At 63.2% G+C, this 18448-nt stretch carries 17 protein-coding genes; 7 read left to right on the forward strand and 10 right to left on the reverse strand.

Annotated elements, in window-relative coordinates; translation table 11 throughout:
- Nucleotides 1-22 precede the first annotated feature (22 nt).
- The 6 genes from hpt to WMO64_RS10595 form a co-directional block, all read right to left on the reverse strand.
- Nucleotides 23-571, reverse strand: a complete 549-nt coding sequence (gene hpt / locus WMO64_RS10570; RefSeq protein WP_294518406.1) for a hypoxanthine phosphoribosyltransferase — start codon at nucleotides 569-571, stop codon at nucleotides 23-25.
- Nucleotides 572-577: 6 nt separating this feature from the next.
- Complete coding sequence (tilS, locus tag WMO64_RS10575; protein ID WP_349231949.1) at nucleotides 578-1960, reverse strand: tRNA lysidine(34) synthetase TilS; 1383 nt, start codon at nucleotides 1958-1960, stop codon at nucleotides 578-580.
- A gap of 115 nt (nucleotides 1961-2075) precedes the next feature.
- Nucleotides 2076-3425: a replicative DNA helicase gene (gene dnaB, locus WMO64_RS10580; RefSeq protein ID WP_294518412.1), complete on the reverse strand. Its 1350-nt coding sequence runs from the start codon at nucleotides 3423-3425 to the stop codon at nucleotides 2076-2078.
- Between the two features lie 308 nt (nucleotides 3426-3733).
- A complete protein-coding gene (rplI, locus tag WMO64_RS10585; RefSeq protein WP_294518415.1) occupies nucleotides 3734-4180 on the reverse strand; it encodes a 50S ribosomal protein L9 in 447 nt (148 codons plus the stop codon).
- Nucleotides 4181-4209: 29 nt separating this feature from the next.
- Nucleotides 4210-4968 carry a hypothetical protein gene (locus WMO64_RS10590; RefSeq protein WP_349231950.1) on the reverse strand — a complete coding sequence of 253 codons (759 nt, stop codon included), beginning with the start codon at nucleotides 4966-4968 and terminating at the stop codon, nucleotides 4210-4212.
- A gap of 4 nt (nucleotides 4969-4972) precedes the next feature.
- Nucleotides 4973-6964 (reverse strand): DHH family phosphoesterase, encoded by a 1992-nt coding sequence (locus WMO64_RS10595; protein WP_294518421.1) that lies wholly within the window; start codon nucleotides 6962-6964, stop codon nucleotides 4973-4975.
- Between the two features lie 296 nt (nucleotides 6965-7260).
- Between WMO64_RS10595 and WMO64_RS10600 the strand changes: the two genes are divergently transcribed.
- On the forward strand, nucleotides 7261-8325 hold the full coding sequence (locus WMO64_RS10600) for a branched-chain amino acid aminotransferase (RefSeq protein WP_349231951.1): 1065 nt from the start codon (nucleotides 7261-7263) through the stop codon (nucleotides 8323-8325).
- Nucleotides 8326-8509: 184 nt separating this feature from the next.
- On the opposite strand, the gene WMO64_RS10605 is transcribed toward WMO64_RS10600, so the two are convergent.
- Together WMO64_RS10605 and WMO64_RS10610 are read right to left on the reverse strand one after the other, a co-directional pair.
- A complete protein-coding gene (locus tag WMO64_RS10605) occupies nucleotides 8510-8704 on the reverse strand; it encodes a hypothetical protein (RefSeq protein WP_294518429.1) in 195 nt (64 codons plus the stop codon).
- A gap of 11 nt (nucleotides 8705-8715) precedes the next feature.
- Nucleotides 8716-9756, reverse strand: a complete 1041-nt coding sequence (locus tag WMO64_RS10610; protein ID WP_349231952.1) for a M42 family metallopeptidase — start codon at nucleotides 9754-9756, stop codon at nucleotides 8716-8718.
- An 82-nt stretch (nucleotides 9757-9838) separates the two neighbouring features.
- On the opposite strand from WMO64_RS10610, the gene ybaK reads away from it, so the two are divergent.
- Nucleotides 9839-10315, forward strand: coding sequence for a Cys-tRNA(Pro) deacylase (gene ybaK / locus WMO64_RS10615; protein ID WP_294518435.1), 477 nt, complete (start codon nucleotides 9839-9841; stop codon nucleotides 10313-10315).
- Between the two features lie 54 nt (nucleotides 10316-10369).
- On the opposite strand, the gene WMO64_RS10620 is transcribed toward ybaK, so the two are convergent.
- Nucleotides 10370-11263 (reverse strand): putative ABC transporter permease, encoded by an 894-nt coding sequence (locus WMO64_RS10620; RefSeq protein WP_294518437.1) that lies wholly within the window; start codon nucleotides 11261-11263, stop codon nucleotides 10370-10372.
- Nucleotides 11264-11412: 149 nt separating this feature from the next.
- Between WMO64_RS10620 and WMO64_RS10625 the strand changes: the two genes are divergently transcribed.
- Entirely contained in the window at nucleotides 11413-12249 is an 837-nt protein-coding gene (locus tag WMO64_RS10625) for a DUF4358 domain-containing protein (RefSeq protein WP_294518441.1), read from the forward strand.
- 70 nt (nucleotides 12250-12319) lie between these two features.
- Here WMO64_RS10625 and ftsH read toward each other — a convergent pair whose 3' ends face one another.
- Nucleotides 12320-14194, reverse strand: coding sequence for an ATP-dependent zinc metalloprotease FtsH (gene ftsH, locus WMO64_RS10630; protein WP_294518445.1), 1875 nt, complete (start codon nucleotides 14192-14194; stop codon nucleotides 12320-12322).
- A 336-nt stretch (nucleotides 14195-14530) separates the two neighbouring features.
- On the opposite strand from ftsH, the gene WMO64_RS10635 reads away from it, so the two are divergent.
- The 4 genes from WMO64_RS10635 (at nucleotide 14531) to WMO64_RS10650 (ending at nucleotide 18380) form a co-directional block, all read left to right on the forward strand.
- Complete coding sequence (locus tag WMO64_RS10635) at nucleotides 14531-15268, forward strand: YoaK family protein (protein WP_349231953.1); 738 nt, start codon at nucleotides 14531-14533, stop codon at nucleotides 15266-15268.
- Between the two features lie 240 nt (nucleotides 15269-15508).
- Nucleotides 15509-16399: an AraC family transcriptional regulator gene (locus WMO64_RS10640; protein WP_349231954.1), complete on the forward strand. Its 891-nt coding sequence runs from the start codon at nucleotides 15509-15511 to the stop codon at nucleotides 16397-16399.
- A gap of 120 nt (nucleotides 16400-16519) precedes the next feature.
- Nucleotides 16520-17719 carry an MFS transporter gene (locus WMO64_RS10645; RefSeq protein WP_349231955.1) on the forward strand — a complete coding sequence of 400 codons (1200 nt, stop codon included), beginning with the start codon at nucleotides 16520-16522 and terminating at the stop codon, nucleotides 17717-17719.
- Nucleotides 17720-17924: 205 nt separating this feature from the next.
- Nucleotides 17925-18380: a low molecular weight protein-tyrosine-phosphatase gene (locus WMO64_RS10650; RefSeq protein ID WP_349231956.1), complete on the forward strand. Its 456-nt coding sequence runs from the start codon at nucleotides 17925-17927 to the stop codon at nucleotides 18378-18380.
- Nucleotides 18381-18448: the final 68 nt, after the last annotated feature.

Here is an 18448-nt window from a genome sequence, read left to right on the forward strand (position 1 = left end):
AGGCCGGGATGGACGGGGGCGCTCAGCCCTCGCCGCCGTACACCCGGGGCTTGAGGATGCCGATGTAGGGCAGGTTGCGGTACTTCTCGGCGTAGTCCAGGCCGTAGCCCACCACGAACTCGTCGGGGATGGCGAAGCCGCTGTAGTCCACGTGGACCTCCTTCACCCGGCGGTCGGGCTTATCCAGCAGGGTGCACAGCTTCATGGACGCGGGCTTGCGGGCCCGGAGCAGCTCCATCAGGTAGGACAGGGTGTTGCCCGAGTCCAGAATGTCCTCCACCACGATGATGTCCTTGCCCTCGATGTCGTCGGACAGGTCCTTGGTGATCTGCACCTGGCCAGTGGAGGTGGTGCCCTTGCCGTAGGAGGACACGGACATGAAGTCGATGGTGCAGGGCACCTCGATCTTCCGGGTCAGGTCGGCCATAAACACAAAGGAACCCCGCAGCACCGAGATGAGCATAGGCTCCTTCCCGGCGTAGTCCCGGTTGATTTCGGCGGCGATCTCGCTCACCCGCTTATCCAGCTCTTCCTCAGAAAAAAGTACCCGTTCAATGTCCTGTTCCAGCATAGTCGCTCATCCTTCCATTCTTTCTGTTTCTGTGGTGGTGTCTGTTCTCTCCCGCCGGATGAACCGGAGGGCCGCGCCGAAACGTGGGTGCCGGGCGTTGCCGCCCAGCCCGGCCACGGCGATGACGCCGTCCCCGTCCGCGGCCACTGGGACCCGTTCCCGGTCCCGCCGGGGGATTTTTTCGTCGATCATCAGCTTTTTCACCGTCCGGCTCTTCCGGCCGGGCCGGGTCAGCTCGTCGCCCTGCCGCCGGGGGCGGATCACCAGCCCCGGCCATGGGTCCTCCTCCAGCACCAGCTTCCAGTCCGTGCCCGGAATCGGGTTCTCCCCCCTCACCGGGGTCACCGGCTCAAAGGGAGGACGGGGGTCGTCCCGGGTAGTGAGGAGCAGCTCACCGTACACCCGCTGGGCCAGCCTGCCGCCCGGCAGGAAGGCCACCGCCGACGGGTCGTCCCCCCGGCACAGGTCCACAATGGCCTCCAGGTGGGCGGCGGAGCAGTCCGTGTCCCCGTCCCCCATCATCTCCAGCAGCCGCCGGGCGGCCCGTGGAGCGATGGCGGCGGGGGCGTCGGCCAGGTAGCGGGCCTCGATGACCAGGTCGTCCTCCGCCCACCGGGCGTGGGCGCACACCTGGGCGGCCTGGGCGTTGAGAAAGTCGTTGTCCGAGCGCAGATAGCGGGTGGTGTCCGCCATGCGGCGGACAAAGCCCGGGTTGAGCTCCTCCAGCAGGGGCACCACCTGGCGGCGGATGCGGTTGCGGGTGAAGCGCTCATCGGAATTGGAGCTGTCCTCCACGTGGGGGATGCTGTACAGGGCCAGGTACTCCTCCACCTCCCGGCGGGTGGTGGTGAGCATGGGCCGCACCAGGTCCCCCCGCCGTGGGGCGATGCCCGCCAGGCCCTGGAGCCCGGTGCCCCGGATCAGGTGGAGCAGCAGGGTCTCGGCGTTGTCGTCGGCGGTGTGGGCGGTGGCGATGCGGTCACAGCCCAGACGCCGGGCCGTGTCCCGCAGGAAGGCGTACCGCATGTCCCGGGCGGTCTCCTCCAGCCCCCGGCCCTGCCGGGCGGCCTCACCGGCCACATCGCCCCGGCCCACCACCAGCTCCACGGCGGGCAGGGTGTGCGCCCCATGGGGTCCGTCAAAGCGCTGGGGGCCGCACCACTTGGCCACAAAGTCCCGGACAAAGGCCTCGTCCCGTTCCGACTCCGCGCCCCGGAGACAGTGGTTGTAGTGGGCGGCAATCAGGTTGAAGCCCAGGATGTCCCGCAGCAGCCAAAGCCGGTGGAGCAGGTACACCGAGTCGGCGCCCCCGGACACGGCGCACAGCACCGTGCCCCCCCGTGGGAGCATGTCGTATTCCGTTGCAAGGGTGTTGAGGGCGTCTGTCATAAAGTCTCCTTATGGGGTCCAGGCAAAAGCTCTGTTTTTGGGGGAATTCATTTCCCCAAAAACACCTCTCGCCGCCGCTCCGCTCCATCCGGGCTGCGCATGACGGCTCGGACGCTCAGTACTCCTGGTGCCGCCGGTCGATGGAGGAGAAGGTGGTGTACTCGGGCAGCCACTGGAGCTCCACCGTGCCGGTCTCGCCGTGGCGGTTCTTGGCGATGATGCACTCGGCCAGGTTGTGGTTCTCGTCGTTGTCGTTGTAGTAGTCGTCCCGGTAGAGGAACATGACGATGTCGGCGTCCTGCTCGATGGCGCCCGACTCACGCAGGTCGGAGAGCATGGGGCGCTTGTCGCTGCGGCTCTCGGGGCCGCGGGAGAGCTGGGACAGGCAGACCACCGGCACGTTGAGCTCCTTGGCCATGATCTTCAGGGCCCGGGAGATGTCGGAGACGATCTGCTGCCGGTTCTCGTTGCTGCTGCGCTGGGGTCCGCCGGCGGAGGTCATCAGCTGGAGGTAGTCGATGACCACCAGGCCCAGGTTGTCCACCCGGCGGCACTTGGCGTTCATGTCGGCCACGGACAGGGCCGGGTTGTCGTCGATGAGGATCTGGGTCCGGTTGAGGGCGGCCGAGGCGGCGGCGATCTTGGTCCAGTCCTCCTCGGTGAGCCGGCCGGTGACCAGCTTCTTGTTGTCCACAAAGCTCTCGCCGGAGATCAGGCGCATGGCCAGCTGTTCCCGGCTCATCTCCAGGGAAAAGAAGACCACCGTCTTGCCCGAGAACTTGCCCGCGTGGAGCAGCACGTTGAGGGCGAAGGAGGTCTTGCCCATGCCGGGACGGGCGGCCAGCAGGATCAGGTCGGACTTGTTCAGTCCGGCGATGGCCCGGTCCACGTCGGGCATGCCGGTGGACAGGCCGGGCACCTCGCTGTCCTGGGCGGCCAGCTCGTTGAGCCGCTCGTACACGCTGAGGATGACCGTGGAGATGTGCTCCAGGCCCTGGGCGCCGCGGCCCTGGCGGATGGCGTAGATCCGCTGCTCCGCCGCCTCCAGCACCTCCTGGGCCGTGCCGGTGCCCTCCTGGATGAGGGCGGTCAGATCTCCCGCCGTCTCGGCGATGCGCCGCAGCAGGGACTTGTCCTTCACGATGGCCACGTACTCCTTCACGTTGGCCGCCGTGGGGGTGATCTCCATGAGCTGGAGCAGGTAGCTGCGGGAGGTGTTCTCATCGTACACGCCGTTCTGGCGCATATGGTCCAGCACGGTCACCGGGTCGATGGTCAGGGAGAAGTTGAACATGGAGTAGATGGTCTCGTAGATCTCCCGGTTCTGCCGCAGGTAGAAGTCCTCGCCCCGCAGCTCCTCCACCACCTCGGGCACGCATCGGGAGTCGATGAGCATGGACCCCAGCACTGCCTGCTCCGCCTCCACCGAGTGGGGCATCTGCCGGGTCAGCAGCGCCTCATCCATATTCTCACCTCCTGGGTAAAAATCAAACGCTTTTCTGTCGCGGGACAAAAGCCTTCCCGGGGGAAGGGGGCACCCCAAAGCCTTCCCCCTCTGGGGGAAGGTGGCATTTGCGCAGCAAATGACGGATGAGGGGAAATTCCTCAGCGACCGTCACAGTTTCCCTCATCAGTCTCGCTGACGCTCGACAGCTTCCCCCAGTGGGGGAAGCCTATGGGAAGCGCCCTAAGCCTTCCCCCTCTGGGAGAAGGTGCCCCCAAATGGGGCGGATGAGGGAAGGGGTGTCCCTTTGGGCTGTCCTGGGGCAGTCTTTACGCCTCCACCACCATGACGCTGAGGGTACCGGTGATCTCGTAGCCCAGCTTGACCTTCAGCTTATAGCCGCCGAAGGCCTTGATGGGCTCCTCCTGGACGATCTTGGTCTTGGCGATGTCCAGGCCGAACTGCTCCTTGAGGCAGTCGGAGATCTCCTTGGAGGTGACGGCGCCGAAGAGCCGGCCGCCGTTGCCGCCCTTGGCGGGCACCTTCACGGTGATGCCGGAGAGCTTCTCGGCGGTGGCCTGAGCCTCGGCCTTCTCGGCGGCCTCCTGGGCCTTCTTGGCCTTCTCCTGCATCTTCATGGTGTTGATATTCTCCGCCGTGGCCACCACGGCCAGCTTCCGGGGCAGAAGGAAGTTGCGGGCGTAGCCGTCGCTGGCCTCGATCATCTGTCCCTTCTTGCCCTGACCCTTCACGTCCTGCTGTAAAATAACCTTCATATCGTATCGTTCCTTTCTGATATATGCTCTTAATATGGCAAATGGAACTCCGCCACACGCCAACCGTCGGCGGTACGCTCCATACGGATGGGATATTCTCTGGTGATGATCCCCTGCACGGCTATCTCTCCGCCATCTTCGCCCAGAACGGCGTAGTGGCCGATCAGACTGAACTCCACCGCGTCGTCGCTCATGCTCACCAGCTCGTAGGTGTCCGGCATGTCAGCCCAGTCGTACTCCGTGTCGCTTCCCCGGTCGGCCTGGATAAAGCACATCCCGCCGTCCGGGGTCTCGGTAAAGACGGGGATGCGCTCCCCGTCGCCGTCCTCCTGGTACAGCAGCTCCTCTTGGTATTCCGGCGTAAAGACGCTGTCCAGCATGGCCTTGAAGTCAGCCCAGCGGGCGTACCGCCCCTGGGCCACCAGGTAGGTCCAGCCGTTGTCCAGGGTCAGCTTCTCATACTCGCCCCGCTGGGGCATGGTGCCGTCGGCCAGGGGATACTCCTCCACATTGCCGGTGGAGCAGCCCATGAGGAAATTGGCGGCGCTGTACGCCCGCAGGAACAGGTCCCGCTGTTCCTCGTCCAAAAAGCCGGGCACCGGCTGGTCGGCCATCCAGTCCAGAATGGGGGGCTCCTCCGCCGCCACCAGGCCGGACCCGGTCGAAGCGGACGGGGTGGTCTGGGTGGGCTCAGGCCCGGGGGACTGGGTGCTGCTTTCGACCGTCTGGCCGCTGCAGGCGGTGAGAAGGAGCGCCAGCAGCAGCAGGGGAATCAGCTTTTTCATCATTCCGTCACTCATCCTCAAAATACTGGTCAATGGACCGGATCAGGTTCCGTGTGACCTGGTCCAGGGTGCCGGGCACCTGGGCGCCGGCGGTGGCCGCGTTGCCGCCGCCCCCCAGCTTTTCCAGCACCACCTGGACGTTGGTGTCCCCCATGCTGCGGGCCGAGATGATGACCCGCTCTCCGTCGGGGAAGAGGACAAAGGACGCGTCGATGCCCGCGATGTTCAGCAGCTCGTCGGCGGCCTGGGCGGCGGTGACCCGGCCCACGGTGTGGTCCACCCGGGCCACGGCGATGTTGTTGCGGTACATCTTGGCGTTCTGGATGATGTCGTACTTGGCGATGGTGCCCTCCAGGTCGTTCTGGAAGAGCTTCTTCACGTCGCCGGTGTCCGCCCCGGCCCGGCGCAGGTAGGCCGCCGCCTCAAAGGTGCGGCCGCCGGTGCGCATGGTGAACTGCTTGGTGTCCAGCACGATGCCGGCCAGCAGGGCCTCCGCCTCGGCCCGCAGCAGGTCGGCGGGCTCCATGGCGTACTGGATGAGCTCGGTGACCAGCTCGCTGGCGGAGGAGGCGTAGGGCTCGTGGAAGTTGAGGGCGGCGTTGGCGATGTAGGTGGCCGCCCGGCGGTGGTGGTCGATGACCGCCACCTTGTTGCAGGAGAGCAGCACCTCCTGGGCGGACACCTGCTCGGGCCGGTTGGTGTCCACCACCACCAGCAGGGCGTTGGCGTCGGCCATGATGAGGGCGTCCTGGGCGGAGAGGAAGGCGTCCCGGTACTCAGGCAGGGCGGAGAGCCGCTCAGCCATGCCGCTGGCCGGGTTCTGGCCGCTCTCCTTGATGATATGGGCGGGCACGCCCCGCTTCCGGCACAGGGCCATGACGCCGGACGCCGCGCCCATACAGTCCAGATCGGGGTACTTGTGGCCCATGATGAACACCATGGACGCGGAGCTGATGAGCTCAGCCAGGGCGTTGGCCATGACCCGGCTCTTCACCTTGGTGCGCTTCTCGGTCTCCTTGGACCGGCCGCCGTAGAACTCAAAGGTGAACTTGTTCTTCACCACCGCCTGGTCGCCGCCCCGGGAGAGGGCCATGTCGATGGACAGATTGGCGAACTGGAACAGCTCCTCCAGGCTGTCGGCGTCCTTGCCGATGCCGATGGACAGCGTGGCGGGGATGCCGTTGGGGCTGGTGATGGCGTGGACCGCGTCCAGCACGGAGTATTTCCCGTCCTGGTAGGCCTGGAGGTGCCGCTCCTCAAAGAGGAACAGGTAGTGGTCCCGGTTGTAGCGGCAGAAGATGCCCCCGGCGGGGGCCACCCACTCGTCCAGCCGGGCGTTGATCTCGCTGAGCAGGGCGGAGCTGGCGTTGTCCGACAGGCCCTTCAAAATCTCCTCGTAGTTGTCCAGCAGCAGGATGGCCACCACGGGCCGGGAGTCGTAAAACTCCTCCTTCACATTGGAGAACTCGGTCACATCCACCCAGTAGGTGGTGGCCAGGAAGCTCTGGTGGCCCCGATCGTCGGTGCGCACCAGGTGGCCATACACCAGGAAGCGCTTGTCCCCAATGCGCACCTCGTTGGGGCACTGGCTCTTGCCCTCCATGAGCCAGCGGGAGGTGAAGTCGGGCACTGCGGCGGACAGCTTGGTGTCGAACAGGTGCTCCCGCTCGCCGGTGAGCTGGAGAAAGCGCTCGTTGGACCAGATGACCTCGTCGGTCTCCGGCTTGAAGATGACCATGGGCAGGGGGGCGTTGACCATGGTGTCCTTGGTGGCCACATCGATGTTGCAGGTGACGTTGTCGATATACTTGAGGATCTCCCGGCGGCGCAGGGTGTTGGCCCGGCGGAAGTAGGCGTAGAGCATGAGCACCACCACCGCCTCGGCGATCCCCAGGTACAAGTTGAAGAAGGCGGAGGCCACGGTGAAGCACACCAGGGCGATGAAATAGAGCCGCAGGCTGGGCTCCAGCAGATGGCTGAGCTTGTTTTTCTTTTTCATGGCGTCCTCACCTCGGCACACAGCACATAATGAGAGAGATTATTATATCAAAAAAAACTTTTCAATACAAGTGCGGCAGCCACATCGTCGGCCGGATTCAGGCCGGGCGGGGCAAAAAAACGCCCCCGCATTCCCTTTTCCCGTGGAAATTGTATCTCACGTTACATTCTTCCCCCATCCGCCGTGCCATAATAAGGCAAACAGCCCGGGTGTCCGTCCCCACTTGCGGCCATCCCGTCCGACTGCTATACTAATGGGTATCCCATATCTCTCAATCACGTAAGGAGGCCGTCTCCATGCATGAATTTCCCATCACCCGGGCCGCTCAGCTCAAGCCCAAGCCCGACCCCAAGACTCTGTCCTTCGGCAAGGTCTTTACCGACTACATGTTCCTGATGAACTACAACCCCGACCAGGGCTGGCATGACGGGCGCATCGTCCCCTACGCCCCCATCTCCCTGGAGCCCTCCGCCATGGTGTTCCACTACGCCCAGGAGGTCTTTGAGGGCATGAAGGCCTACCGCAACCCCGAGGGCGGCGTGCAGCTGTTCCGGCCCATGGACAATGTCCGCCGGATGAACGACTCCTGCGAGCGCCTGTGCATTCCCAAGCTGCCCGAAGACCTGGCCCTGGACGGCATCAAGGCCCTGGTCAAGACCGAGTCCGACTGGGTGCCCAGCGAGCCGGGCACCTCTCTGTATATCCGCCCCTTCATCATCGCCACTGACGCCAGCCTGGGCGTCCACGCCTCCCACACCTATCTGTTCTGCGTCATCTGCTGCCCCGTGGGCGCCTACTACGCCGAGGGCATCAACCCGGTGCGCATCTACGTGGAGAGCGAGGATGTCCGCGCCGTCCGCGGCGGCACCGGCTACACCAAGTGCGGCGGCAACTACGCCGCCTCCATCCGGGCCGGCGAGCGGGCCGAGGGCCAGGGCTACGCCCAGGTTCTGTGGCTGGACGGCGTCCACCGGAAGTACATCGAGGAAGTGGGCTCCATGAACGTCATGTTCAAGGTGGACGGCGAGGTCATCACCCCCGAGCTCACCGGCTCCGTGCTGCCCGGCATCACCCGCCGCTCCTGCCTGCAGCTGCTGCGGGACTGGGGCTATCCCGTCCAGGAGCGGCTCATCACCGCCCAGGAGCTCTTTGACGCCGCCGCCGAGGGCAAGCTGGACGAGGCCTGGGGCACCGGCACCGCCGCTGTGGTGTCCCCCATCGGCGAGATGGGCTGGGAGGACAAGCACACCGTGGTCAACGGCGGCAAGATCGGCCCCGTCACCCAGAAGCTGTACGACACCCTTACCGGCATCCAGTGGGGCACCATTCCCGACCCCCACGGCTGGGTGGTCAAGCTCTGAGCCTGATAAACGAATAAACGACAGAAAACCTCCGCGGACCATGGAGTCCGCGGAGGTTTTCCACATGTTTCGTGCAAATTGTGGACATGCCCCAAAGCCTTCCCCCTGGGGGGGAAGGTGGCTGGCCGCAGGCCAGACGGATGAGGGGGACGGCAGATCTCAATTTGCGAGGACGATGGGTGCCTTACTCCGCCTCCAGGTACAGCAGGCACAGGGCCATGGTGTTCTCCAGGCCCTCCCAGTGGGTGCGAATCCCCAGCGGGCCCACGCCCGCCGGGGGCCCCTCTTTTTTATCTGCTCGGGCGGACTGAATCCGCCCGGCATCAGGATTTTGCCTCCGGCAAAATGCCTGGACGCGCCGGGGCGCGCCGTCGCGCACCCAGCAGCCTTTTACTCCGCCTCCAGGTACAGCAGGCACAGGGCCATGGTGTTCTTCAGGCCCTCCCAGTGGGTGCGCTCCATGCCGTGAGAGGCGTGGACGCCGGGGCCGATGAGGGCGGCCCGCACGTCGGCGCCGGCCCGCCAGGCCACAGTGGCGTCCGAGCTGTAGTGGGGGTAGATGTCCACGGCGTAGTCCACACTGCCCTGCTGGGCCAGGTTGACCAGCCGGGTCACCATGCCGTAGTCATAGGGCCCGCCGCTGTCCTTGGCGCAGATGGACACCTGGTACTCGGTGCAGGTCAGGTCCAGGCCCACACAGCCCATATCCACGATGAGCAGTTCGTCCAGGTCGCGGGGCACGGTGGCGCCGCCGTGCCCCACCTCCTCGTGGACGGAGAAGATGAGGCGGGTGTCGTATCTGGGCTTCAGGTTCTGCTCATGGAGCACCTGCATCAGGGTGAGCAGGCAGGCGGCGGAGCCCTTGTCGTCGATGAAGCGGGACTTGAGGAAGCCGCTGGGCGTCACCACGGTCTTGGGGTCAAAGCAGACATAGTCCCCGGGGCGGATACCCAGGGCCTCCACGTCCTCCTTGGACTTGACCACCTCGTCAATGCGCACGGCCATGTTGTCCTCGTCCCGGGCCCGGGTGGAGGCGTCGTCGTAGACGTGGACGGCGGGGGACAGGGACAGGACGGTGCCGGTGTAGCGGCGGCCGTCCCGGGTGTAGATGGCGCAGTACTCCCCGTCCAGGGTGGGCAGAATGGGGCCGCCCACCCGGGTGATCTTCAGCTGGCCGTCGGCGGTAATGGACCGGACCATCAGCCCCAGGGTGTCCACGTGGGAACAGAGGGCCACCTTTTTTCCACTCTCCCGGCCCGGAATGTGGACGATCACATTGCCCTTGTTGGTCTGGGTGGTCTCATAGCCCAGTCGGGCGGCAAAGCCGTCGAGAAAGGCGGCCGCGGCCTGGGTGAAGCCGCTGGGGCTGTCGATGCCCAGCAGCTCCTGGGCATTCTCCATCACTTTATCCTGATACGCGGAAATATCCATTGAAATCAGCTCCTCTGCTGTGATATTCTTACCTGTACAGCATAGCGCCTAGGCGCGGAAATTTCAAGTGAGGCGACATTCCATGGCTGAAGAAAAGACCAATGTGATGCGGGTCCTGGAGCAGAAGAAGATCCGCTATACCCCCCATACCTACCCCTGCCCCAACGGCGCGGTGGACGGCGTCACCGTGGCGCAGCTCATCGGCGCGGACGTGGAGCGGGTATACAAGACCCTGGTGACCCGGGGCGCCAGCAAGCAGAACTATGTGTTTGTGGTGCCCGCCCTGGGCTCCCTGAACCTGAAGGCGGCGGCCAAGGCGGTGGGGGAGAAGTCCATTGAGATGATCCACCAGGCCGAGCTGCTCCCCCTCACCGGGTACGTCCACGGCGGCTGCTCCCCGGTGGGCATGAAGAAGCAGTTCAAGACCGTCATCGACGAGAGCGCCCAGGGTCTGGAGACCATGATTGTCAGCGCGGGGAAGATCGGCTTCCAGGTGGAGCTTGCCCCGGCGGATCTGGCGGGCCTGGTACGGGCCCGGTTCGCGCCCATCAGCGGCTGAGCGCATTTTATCCCATCAAACAGGGCCTGCGGCTGTGCCGCAGGCCCTGTTTTGTTATTTCTCCTCTCGCTCGCTCCTGCGGACGGCCAGCCGGGCCTTGATCTGCTCCAGGGCCTCGCCGTGGCGAACCGACTTCATATCGGGGAAGGCCTTGAGCAGGCGCTTCTGACCGAAGCGGTAGGTGGATAGCAGCTCCTCGTTGGCGGCGCGCAGCTCGGCCAGGGCGGCCTCCCGGCGGCGGAGGGCCTCCTCCCGGACGGCCCGCAGCTTGGCCTGCTCCTCCGCCCGCTGGGCCCGCCGCTCCCCGGCGGACTCCTTCAGGGCCTCTCCCTTCTCGGAGACGGCCAGGGTGGTGTCGGCCAGCCGCTCGCCCAGGCTGTCCGACACCTCGTGGATCTTGGCGGCCAGCTCCTCCAGCTGGCGCAGGCGCTTGTTCAGGCCCACCACCGTGGCCACGGTGGCCGCCAGATCGGACAGGATCAGGGCGGTGAACACCGCCAGCAGCACCACCCCCAGAGTGTGGGGGATGGCGGCGGCAAAGGAGGCCACCATGGGGTGGATCACGTCCATGATGAGCAGGCAGGCCAGGCCCCACACCAGGGAGAACAGCAGGCACACGTACCCGTTCAGATTAAAGGGCATTTTGGAGTAGTCCCACCACTTCTGGTGGAAGACCTTCTCCAGCACAAAGCCGGTGAGCCACTCCAGGGCGGTGGTGAGGAGCACCGAGCACAGGAACAGGAGGAACACATTGTCCTTCACCGGGGTGAGCAGGCCCACCACCAGCACCACGCCGAAGCCGTAGATGGGGCAGAGGGGGCCGTTGAGGAAGCCCCGGTTGACGAACTTTCCCGACTTGGCCGCCGCAAAGCACACCTCGCAGCACCAGCCCAGGAAGGCATAGAGGAAAAAGTACCACATGTATTCGTAGCAGATATCCCAGTTCATTTCTTTCCCGCTTTCCCCGGGTCGCGGCCCGGCCGAAAAATTTTCCCACCTGATTTCCCCTCTTTGGGGAACCTTTGGTTTTTTCCTTCGTCTATATGGCTGTGAAAGGGGACGGCGCGTCCCTGAAAACCGTATAAAGGAGCATTACGATGAAGAAAGCTGCCGCTCTGGGCCTGTCCCTGGCCCTCACTGCATCCATGACCCTGCCCGCTCTGGCCGCGGAGGCCATGCCCATCTCCGCCAAGGCCGGCTACGACACCGCCATCACCCTCAACGGCCAGGTGCTGGACACCAGCGCCATCCCCGCCGTGGACGGCGAGAACCTGATCCCCATGCGCCTGGTGGCTGAGAACGACCACGGCTCCGCCAGCTGGTTCCCCGAGGAGAACACCGGCTGGTTCTACCTGGACGGCGGCAACATCACCGTCAACTTCGCCGACAACACCGTCACCGTGGGCGACGAGCTGGTGAAGGGCAAGGCCCAGGTGGTCAGCGGCGTGACCTTCCTGTCCGCCAGCGTGCTGGAGCTCTTTGAGGGCTACGACGTGGCCGTGGCCGAGGACGGCTCCATCGCCATCACCACCCCCAACGGCACGCCCCTTGTCCAGGGCGCCTACACCATCCAGGAGGCCGCCGGCATCGCCGTGGGCATGAAGACCGGCCTGGACGTGCTGGTGGAGAACTACGGCGTGCCCCAGGGTGCGCTGGAGGAGGGCGTGGCCTTCCTGCCCATGATCACCTCTCCCGACACCGTCATCCTGGGCAAGCTGGCCGAGGGCGCCGATGTGGACGCCGTGAAGGAGGCCTTTGAGGCCTACCGCCAGAGCCAGGAGGACACCTTCTCCTGGTACCTGAGCCAGAACCTGCCCAAGGTGCAGAACGCCCGCACCGTGGTGGACGGGGACTACATCCTCTTTGTCATCGGCGAAAACCCCGACGCCGCCGAGGAGGCCTTCCACACCTTCGTGGCCGCTCAGAACGCCTGAGCCTTTTATACCCGAATGACCCCCGCCGGCCACAGGCCGGCGGGGGTTTCGTTTTTTCTGTGTTTCTTTCTCAGCTGTTGAGCATGGCCATGAATTCCTCGCCGGTGATGGTCTCCTTCTCCAGCAGGTAGGCGGCCAGCTTGTGGAGCTGGTCCTCGTGCTCTTTGAGTAGACGGCGGGCCTTGTCGTGGGCGTTCTTCACCGTCTCCACCACCAGGGCGTCCACCCGGGAGGCGGTGTCCGCCGCGCAGGTCAGGGAGGCGTCGCCCCCCAGGTACTTGTTCTGCACCGTCTCCAGGGCCACCATGTCGAACTCGTCGGTCATGCCGTACCGGGTCACCATGGCCCGGGAGAGCTTGGTGGCCTGCTCGATGTCGTTGGAGGCGCCGGTGGTCATGTTGTCCGGCCCGAAGATCAGCTCCTCGGCGGCCCGGCCGCCGGTGAGGGTGGCGATCTTGTTGGTCAGCTCGGTGCGGCTCATGAGGGACTTCTCCCCCTGCTCCACCTGCATGGTGTACCCCAGGGCGCCGGAGGTGCGGGGGATGATGGTGATCTTGGTCACCGGGGCGGAGTGGGTCTGGAGGGCGGCCACCAGGGCGTGGCCGATCTCGTGGTAGGCCACGATCTTCTTCTCCTCCGGGGAGATGACCGCGTTCTTCCGCTGAGCGCCGGCGATGACGGTCTCCACGCTCTCCTCCAGGTCGGCCTGGGTCACGGTCTTGCGGCCCATGCGCACCGCCCGGAGGGCGCCCTCGTTGATGATGTTGGCCAGCTCGGCGCCCGAGGCGCCGGCGGTGGCCCGGGCAATGGCATCCCAGTCCACGTCGGCGTCCAGATGGACGTCCTTGCCGTGGACCTTCAGGATGGCGATACGGCCCTGGAGGTCGGGCAGCTCCACGGGCACCCGCCGGTCAAACCGGCCGGGCCGCAGCAGGGCGGGGTCCAGGGACTCGGGCCGGTTGGTGGCCGCCAGCAGCACCACGCCCTTCCGGCCGTCAAAGCCGTCCATCTCGGCCAGCAGCTGGTTCAGGGTCTGCTCCCGCTCGTCGTTGCCGCCCACACCGGCGCCGTCCCGCTTCTTGCCGATGGCGTCGATCTCGTCGATGAACACGATGCAGGGGGCCTTCTCATTGGCCTGCTTGAACAGGTCCCGGACCTTGGCCGCGCCCATGCCCACGAACATCTCCACAAACTCCGAGCCGGAGATGGAGAAGAAGGGCACCTTGGCCTCTCCCGCCACGGCCTTGGCCAGCAGGGTCTTGCCGGTGCCCGGAGGGCCCACCAGCAGCACGCCCTTGGGCAGCTTGGCGCCGATGGCGGCGTACTTCTCCGGCTCGTGGAGGAAGTCCACCACCTCCATCAGGGACTCCTTGGCCTCGTCCTGTCCGGCCACGTCGGCAAAGGTGACGCCGGTGGCCTTCTCCTCCACGTAGATCTTGGCCCCCGACTTGCCGAAGGTCATGGCGTTGCCCATGCCGCCGGGCATACCGCCGCCCATCCGCTTGACCATCCACCGGGACAGCAGCTCGCCGATGACCAGGAAGAACACGATGGGCAGCACCCAGCTCACCACAAAGCTCAGCAGCGGGGAGGCCTGGGTGGGGATGGAGGCGGCGAAGTGGATGTCCGGGTCGCTGCGCAGCTGCTGGAGCAGCCGCTGGCCGTCGTCGGGCCACGGGCCGGTCTTATAGTACCCCTCGTTGCCCTGGTCGTCGGTGGCGATGAAGACGATCTGCTGTTCCTCCGTCTCCCAGGCCACGTCGCTGACCTGGCCGTTGTCCACCATGGTGAGGAACTGGTCGTAGCTGACCTCCACCACCTGCTTGTCCAGTACCGAGGGGAACAGCAGCGCGTTGAGCAGCATGACCACCACCATGGCGATGATATAGTAAAAAATCAGCGGTTTCTTGGGGGGTGTGGGCTTGGTGTCTTTCACTTCCTGCATCTCAATGCCTCCTTCTGTCGGCTCGCTTCTATTGGCGCGTTTTATTTTTACACGAAATAAAATATTCTTTCCTGACCGGAAATTCAATAAAAAAAGTGTGAACATTCCCCGCTTTTTGCGTTACAATCTCTTCGTTTTGGGCAAATAGGCCTCCGCAGCTGGGATAGGCTTCCAGCCATATGTCCCTCTTCCGTCTCTTCGGCCCAAAATTCCCCGAATCTTCCCTCTCTGCCCGCCTTTTTCCCCCTATATGTTGTGCAAAATGCGGCTGTCATTTTCCCTTTTCCGGGGGTATAATGGAATCCACAAAATCGGGCTTGGAAAGGGCTGGCTGACTTGAATACGCAGAGCAAACAAGAGAACGAGCAACATTTTCTCACCTGTGAACGGGACTGGGTCTACTTCACCCTGATCGCCGTGGCGGGCTTCTGGGGCGCATACACCTTCCTGCTGCGGGGCGGCGTATTCTGCAACGCCCAGACCAGCAACGTGGTCCTCATGGGCCTGGCCCTGGGTTCCGGGGAGTGGAGCAAGGGCCTGTACTATCTGGTACCCATCTCGGCCTATGTGCTGGGCTCCGTGGTGTCCGAGCTGGCCCCCAACCCCATCAAACACCGCTTTGCCATCCGGTGGGACACCATCCTGATGCTCATCGAGATGGTGGCCATGCTGTGCCTGGGCTTTGTGCCCGAGTCCGCCCCCGCCCAGATCTGCCAGGTGGTCATCAACTTCCTGGCCTCCATGCAGTACAACACCTTCCGCCAGGCCGAGGGCATCCCCGTGGCCACCACCTTCACCACCAACCATATCCGCCAGATCGGCGTGGGCCTGGCCAAGGAGTTCCACCACCGCCATTCCCCCGACAAGTCCCACCGGAAAAAGCTGGCCACCCACGCGGGTATGCTGCTCTTCTTCGCCACGGGCGTGATCGTGGGCACCATCTTCTGCCACCTGCTGGTGGGCAGGGCCATCTGGGTGACCATTATCCCCCTGGGTGTTGTCTTTATCAAGCTGCTCCACGCCGACCTGACCACCGAGAAGAGTATGGTGGAGCAAAAGCCCTCCGGCCATTGATTGCCCCCACAATCAGGAATAGAAGCGCGCAGCTGTATACGGAAATATGACGCGGCAGCTTCCCTCGTACCCGGGGAAGCTGCCGTTTTCTTTTTTATATCGGCTGCACAGTCTGCTTCCGTCTGCACACTTTTGAACGGGATAAGGTCCGTTGGATGGAAAAGGCGGACATGTCCTGTTATACTGTATAAAATCACACAACCGCGCAACAGGAACATTACCGAAAGGGAGAAAATCGTCGTGCCTGTCATCGTAGACCAACATATGCGTGAGCGGATCACCCATGAAGCAGCCCTTTTCCCCATCAGCTATTTTGAAAATGAGCTCTCTGAACTTCCCAACTGGGAAGGCCCTTTGCACTGGCACCCGGATTTTGAGATCGCCAGAGCAGAAATCGCTGCGTTGGATTACCAGGTAGGGCAGAAACACATCCTGTTGCAGCCCGGGGACAGCCTGCTGGTAAACGGCAATCTGCTGCATGGTGTGAGGCAGATTGCCGGCGATATGCCCGACCCTTTGCCGGCCATTGTTTTTTCCGGCACCTTGATTGCCCCCGAAACCAGTACGATCTATCAAAAATATATTGCACCGATTGGGGATTGTGGGTCATTGCCCTTTATTGTGTTCCGGCGGCAAGACGATTGGTGCGGCGAGATCCACTGCCTGCTGGATGAAATATTTACTTGCCTGAAACAGCGCACCGGCTGCTATGAAATGGTGGTGCAGCGCGGCCTGAATCGTCTGCTCGAATGTCTGTTCCGCCGCTTTGATGCACTGCCGAAATCCCAGGCCACCCGCATACAGCTCCGCACACAGGTGCGTGTGCAGAAAATGTTGTCCTACATCTATACGCATTATGCCGAGCCCATCACATTTACGGACATTGCCGAGGCGGCCAGCATCAGCCGGAGCGAGGCCGCACGCTGCTTTCATGAATATATGGATTGTTCTCCGGTGAACGCATTGATCCGTTATCGGCTTCAAACCGCGCACAGGCTGCTGCATGATGCATCCCTGACGGTTCAGGAAATAAGTGCGGCCTGCGGTTTCCGCTCCGCCAACTATTTTGGCCGTCAGTTCCGGCAAATCTACGGATATACGCCGGGCCATGTCCGCAGTTTGGAAAGATAGTGCTATGTTTTGACGGTATTATCCCTTATGGCACACTGATTTTGCTGTTATAATGCCATACGGCACGTCCCAGCAGGGGATGGCGCCGAAATCTGTACAGCCTATCAGGAAGGAACTGCCATGACCGTTACACTCAACTATCGAAAGACACTGCGGGCCTGTTATCTTGGTTACGTAACACAAGCGATCTGCGCGAACTTTGCGCCGCTGCTTTTTTTGACCTTTCAAAAAACATACAGCATCTCACTGGGTGAAATTGCACTGATTCCCACTGTGTTTTTCCTGACGCAGCTGGTGATCGACTTTGCCGCCGCCGAATTTGTGGACAGAGTCGGTTATCGCGCCTGTGTGATCGTATCGCATATCTTGTCTGCGGCAGGACTGGTCATGCTGACATTTTTGCCGGATATCCTCCCTGTCCCGTTTCTGGGAATCCTGATCTCCGTTATGGTCTATGCCGTCAGCAGCGGCCTGATCGAAGTCCTGATCAGTCCGATTGTGGAGGCATGCCCATTTGAACACAAAGAGAGCCGGATGAGTCTGCTGCACTCTTTTTACTGCTGGGGAATGGTGGCCGTGGTCCTGGGATCGACACTGTTCTTTGCCCTGTTCGGCCTGGAAAACTGGCGGATTCTCACCCTGCTGTGGGCGCTCATCCCGTTTTGCAATATTTTTAACTTCCTCACTTGTCCCATAGCGCGGCTGGTCGAAAACGGAGCGGGCGCGGGTGTAAGAACCTTGCTTCGCTTGCCCGTATTTTGGCTTTTGATCCTTTTGATGGCCTGCTCCGGAGCCGCAGAAAACGCAATGGCACAGTGGGCATCTGCCTTTACGGAAGCCGCAATCGGGGTCCCCAAGACAATCGGCGACCTTGCAGGGCCGTGCCTTTTTGCAGCCCTTATGGGCGTGTCCCGTGTACTTTGCGCCAGAATGAGCCGCAAAGTGGAGCTCAGGAATCTTATGCTGGTATGCGGTGTCCTGTGTGTAGGCTGCTATCTGCTGGCATCCCTGTCGCTGTCCCCGATTTTGGGGTTGGCAGGCTGTGCGCTGTGCGGATTTTCCGTTGGAATCATGTGGCCGGGAACCATCAGCATTTCTTCTCAGGCCTGTCCTGCGGGCGGCACTGCCATGTTTGCGTTTCTGGCGCTGGCGGGCGACCTCGGCGGAACCTTAGGCCCGATGTCTGTGGGCGTCGTCTCCGGTCTGGCCGACGGTGATCTGAAAAAAGGGTTTCTTGCCGCCGCCGTTTTCCCGGTCGTATTGGTGTTGGGATTGGCCGTATTAAAAAGAAAAAGTCGAAAAAGCCGCCCTGAAGCGTGAACTGGCGCCCCCGGCCAGAGGCATGGGCAGGCCGTCGGGAAAGCGGCTCCCAGCGGGCGGCGAGGGGGCGCTGCCCAGCCAATTTATCGCGGAAATAAATTTCTTTTGGAACTGCGGTGTGAAAGCGCGTCTGAATGTGGTAAAATCAAAATACCGCAATCACATTTTCCCATGGTTTGCAGGCTTATGAAGGGATATAAATGAGATGACCAAAATACTTTTCGTGTGCCACGGCAACATCTGCCGCTCCCCCATGGCGGAGTTTCTTTTCTGGCATCTGGCGGAGAAGCGGGGGAGAGGCGGAGCGTTCTCCGTGGCCTCCGCCGCCACCAGCCGGGAGGAGATCGGCAACGGCGTCCACCCGGGCACCCGGCGGGTGCTCGCCCGGTACGGCATCGACCCGTCGGGCAAGCGGGCCGTCCAGCTCACGGCGGCCGACTACGGCAAATACGACCTGCTGCTGGGCATGGACAGCGCCAACGTGCGCAACATGCTGCGCATCCTGGGCGGCGACCCGGAGCACAAGGTCTGCCGCCTGCTGGATCTGACCAGCCACCCCCGGGACATCGCCGACCCCTGGTACACCGGCGACTTTGAGGCCACCCTGGCCGACATTCTGGAGGGCTGCGACGCCCTTCTGGCCCGGTATTCCGGGCGGTAAACCCTGTTTTTCAGCCCTCCGGCCCTTTGGCCGGAGGGCTTTTTCTTCTCTCCTCCTCTTTTTCGCCC

It is taken from the genome of Pseudoflavonifractor intestinihominis (assembly GCF_040096055.1).
Taxonomy (GTDB): domain Bacteria; phylum Bacillota; class Clostridia; order Oscillospirales; family Oscillospiraceae; genus Pseudoflavonifractor; species Pseudoflavonifractor intestinihominis.

Bases quoted from the DNA above. Each gene is read 5' to 3' on its own strand.
- hpt (WP_294518406.1), bottom strand. From the start codon at position 571: ATGCTGGAACAGGACATTGAACGGGTACTTTTTTCTGAGGAAGAGCTG.
- tilS (WP_349231949.1), bottom strand. From the start codon at position 1,960: ATGACAGACGCCCTCAACACCCTTGCAACGGAATACGACATGCTCCCA.
- dnaB (WP_294518412.1), bottom strand. From the start codon at position 3,425: ATGGATGAGGCGCTGCTGACCCGGCAGATGCCCCACTCGGTGGAGGCG.
- rplI (WP_294518415.1), bottom strand. From the start codon at position 4,180: ATGAAGGTTATTTTACAGCAGGACGTGAAGGGTCAGGGCAAGAAGGGA.
- WMO64_RS10590 (WP_349231950.1), bottom strand. From the start codon at position 4,968: ATGATGAAAAAGCTGATTCCCCTGCTGCTGCTGGCGCTCCTTCTCACC.
- WMO64_RS10595 (WP_294518421.1), bottom strand. From the start codon at position 6,964: ATGAAAAAGAAAAACAAGCTCAGCCATCTGCTGGAGCCCAGCCTGCGG.
- WMO64_RS10600 (WP_349231951.1), top strand. From the start codon at position 7,261: ATGCATGAATTTCCCATCACCCGGGCCGCTCAGCTCAAGCCCAAGCCC.
- WMO64_RS10610 (WP_349231952.1), bottom strand. From the start codon at position 9,756: ATGGATATTTCCGCGTATCAGGATAAAGTGATGGAGAATGCCCAGGAG.
- ybaK (WP_294518435.1), top strand. From the start codon at position 9,839: ATGGCTGAAGAAAAGACCAATGTGATGCGGGTCCTGGAGCAGAAGAAG.
- WMO64_RS10620 (WP_294518437.1), bottom strand. From the start codon at position 11,263: ATGAACTGGGATATCTGCTACGAATACATGTGGTACTTTTTCCTCTAT.
- WMO64_RS10625 (WP_294518441.1), top strand. From the start codon at position 11,413: ATGAAGAAAGCTGCCGCTCTGGGCCTGTCCCTGGCCCTCACTGCATCC.
- ftsH (WP_294518445.1), bottom strand. From the start codon at position 14,194: ATGCAGGAAGTGAAAGACACCAAGCCCACACCCCCCAAGAAACCGCTG.
- WMO64_RS10645 (WP_349231955.1), top strand. From the start codon at position 16,520: ATGACCGTTACACTCAACTATCGAAAGACACTGCGGGCCTGTTATCTT.
- WMO64_RS10650 (WP_349231956.1), top strand. From the start codon at position 17,925: ATGACCAAAATACTTTTCGTGTGCCACGGCAACATCTGCCGCTCCCCC.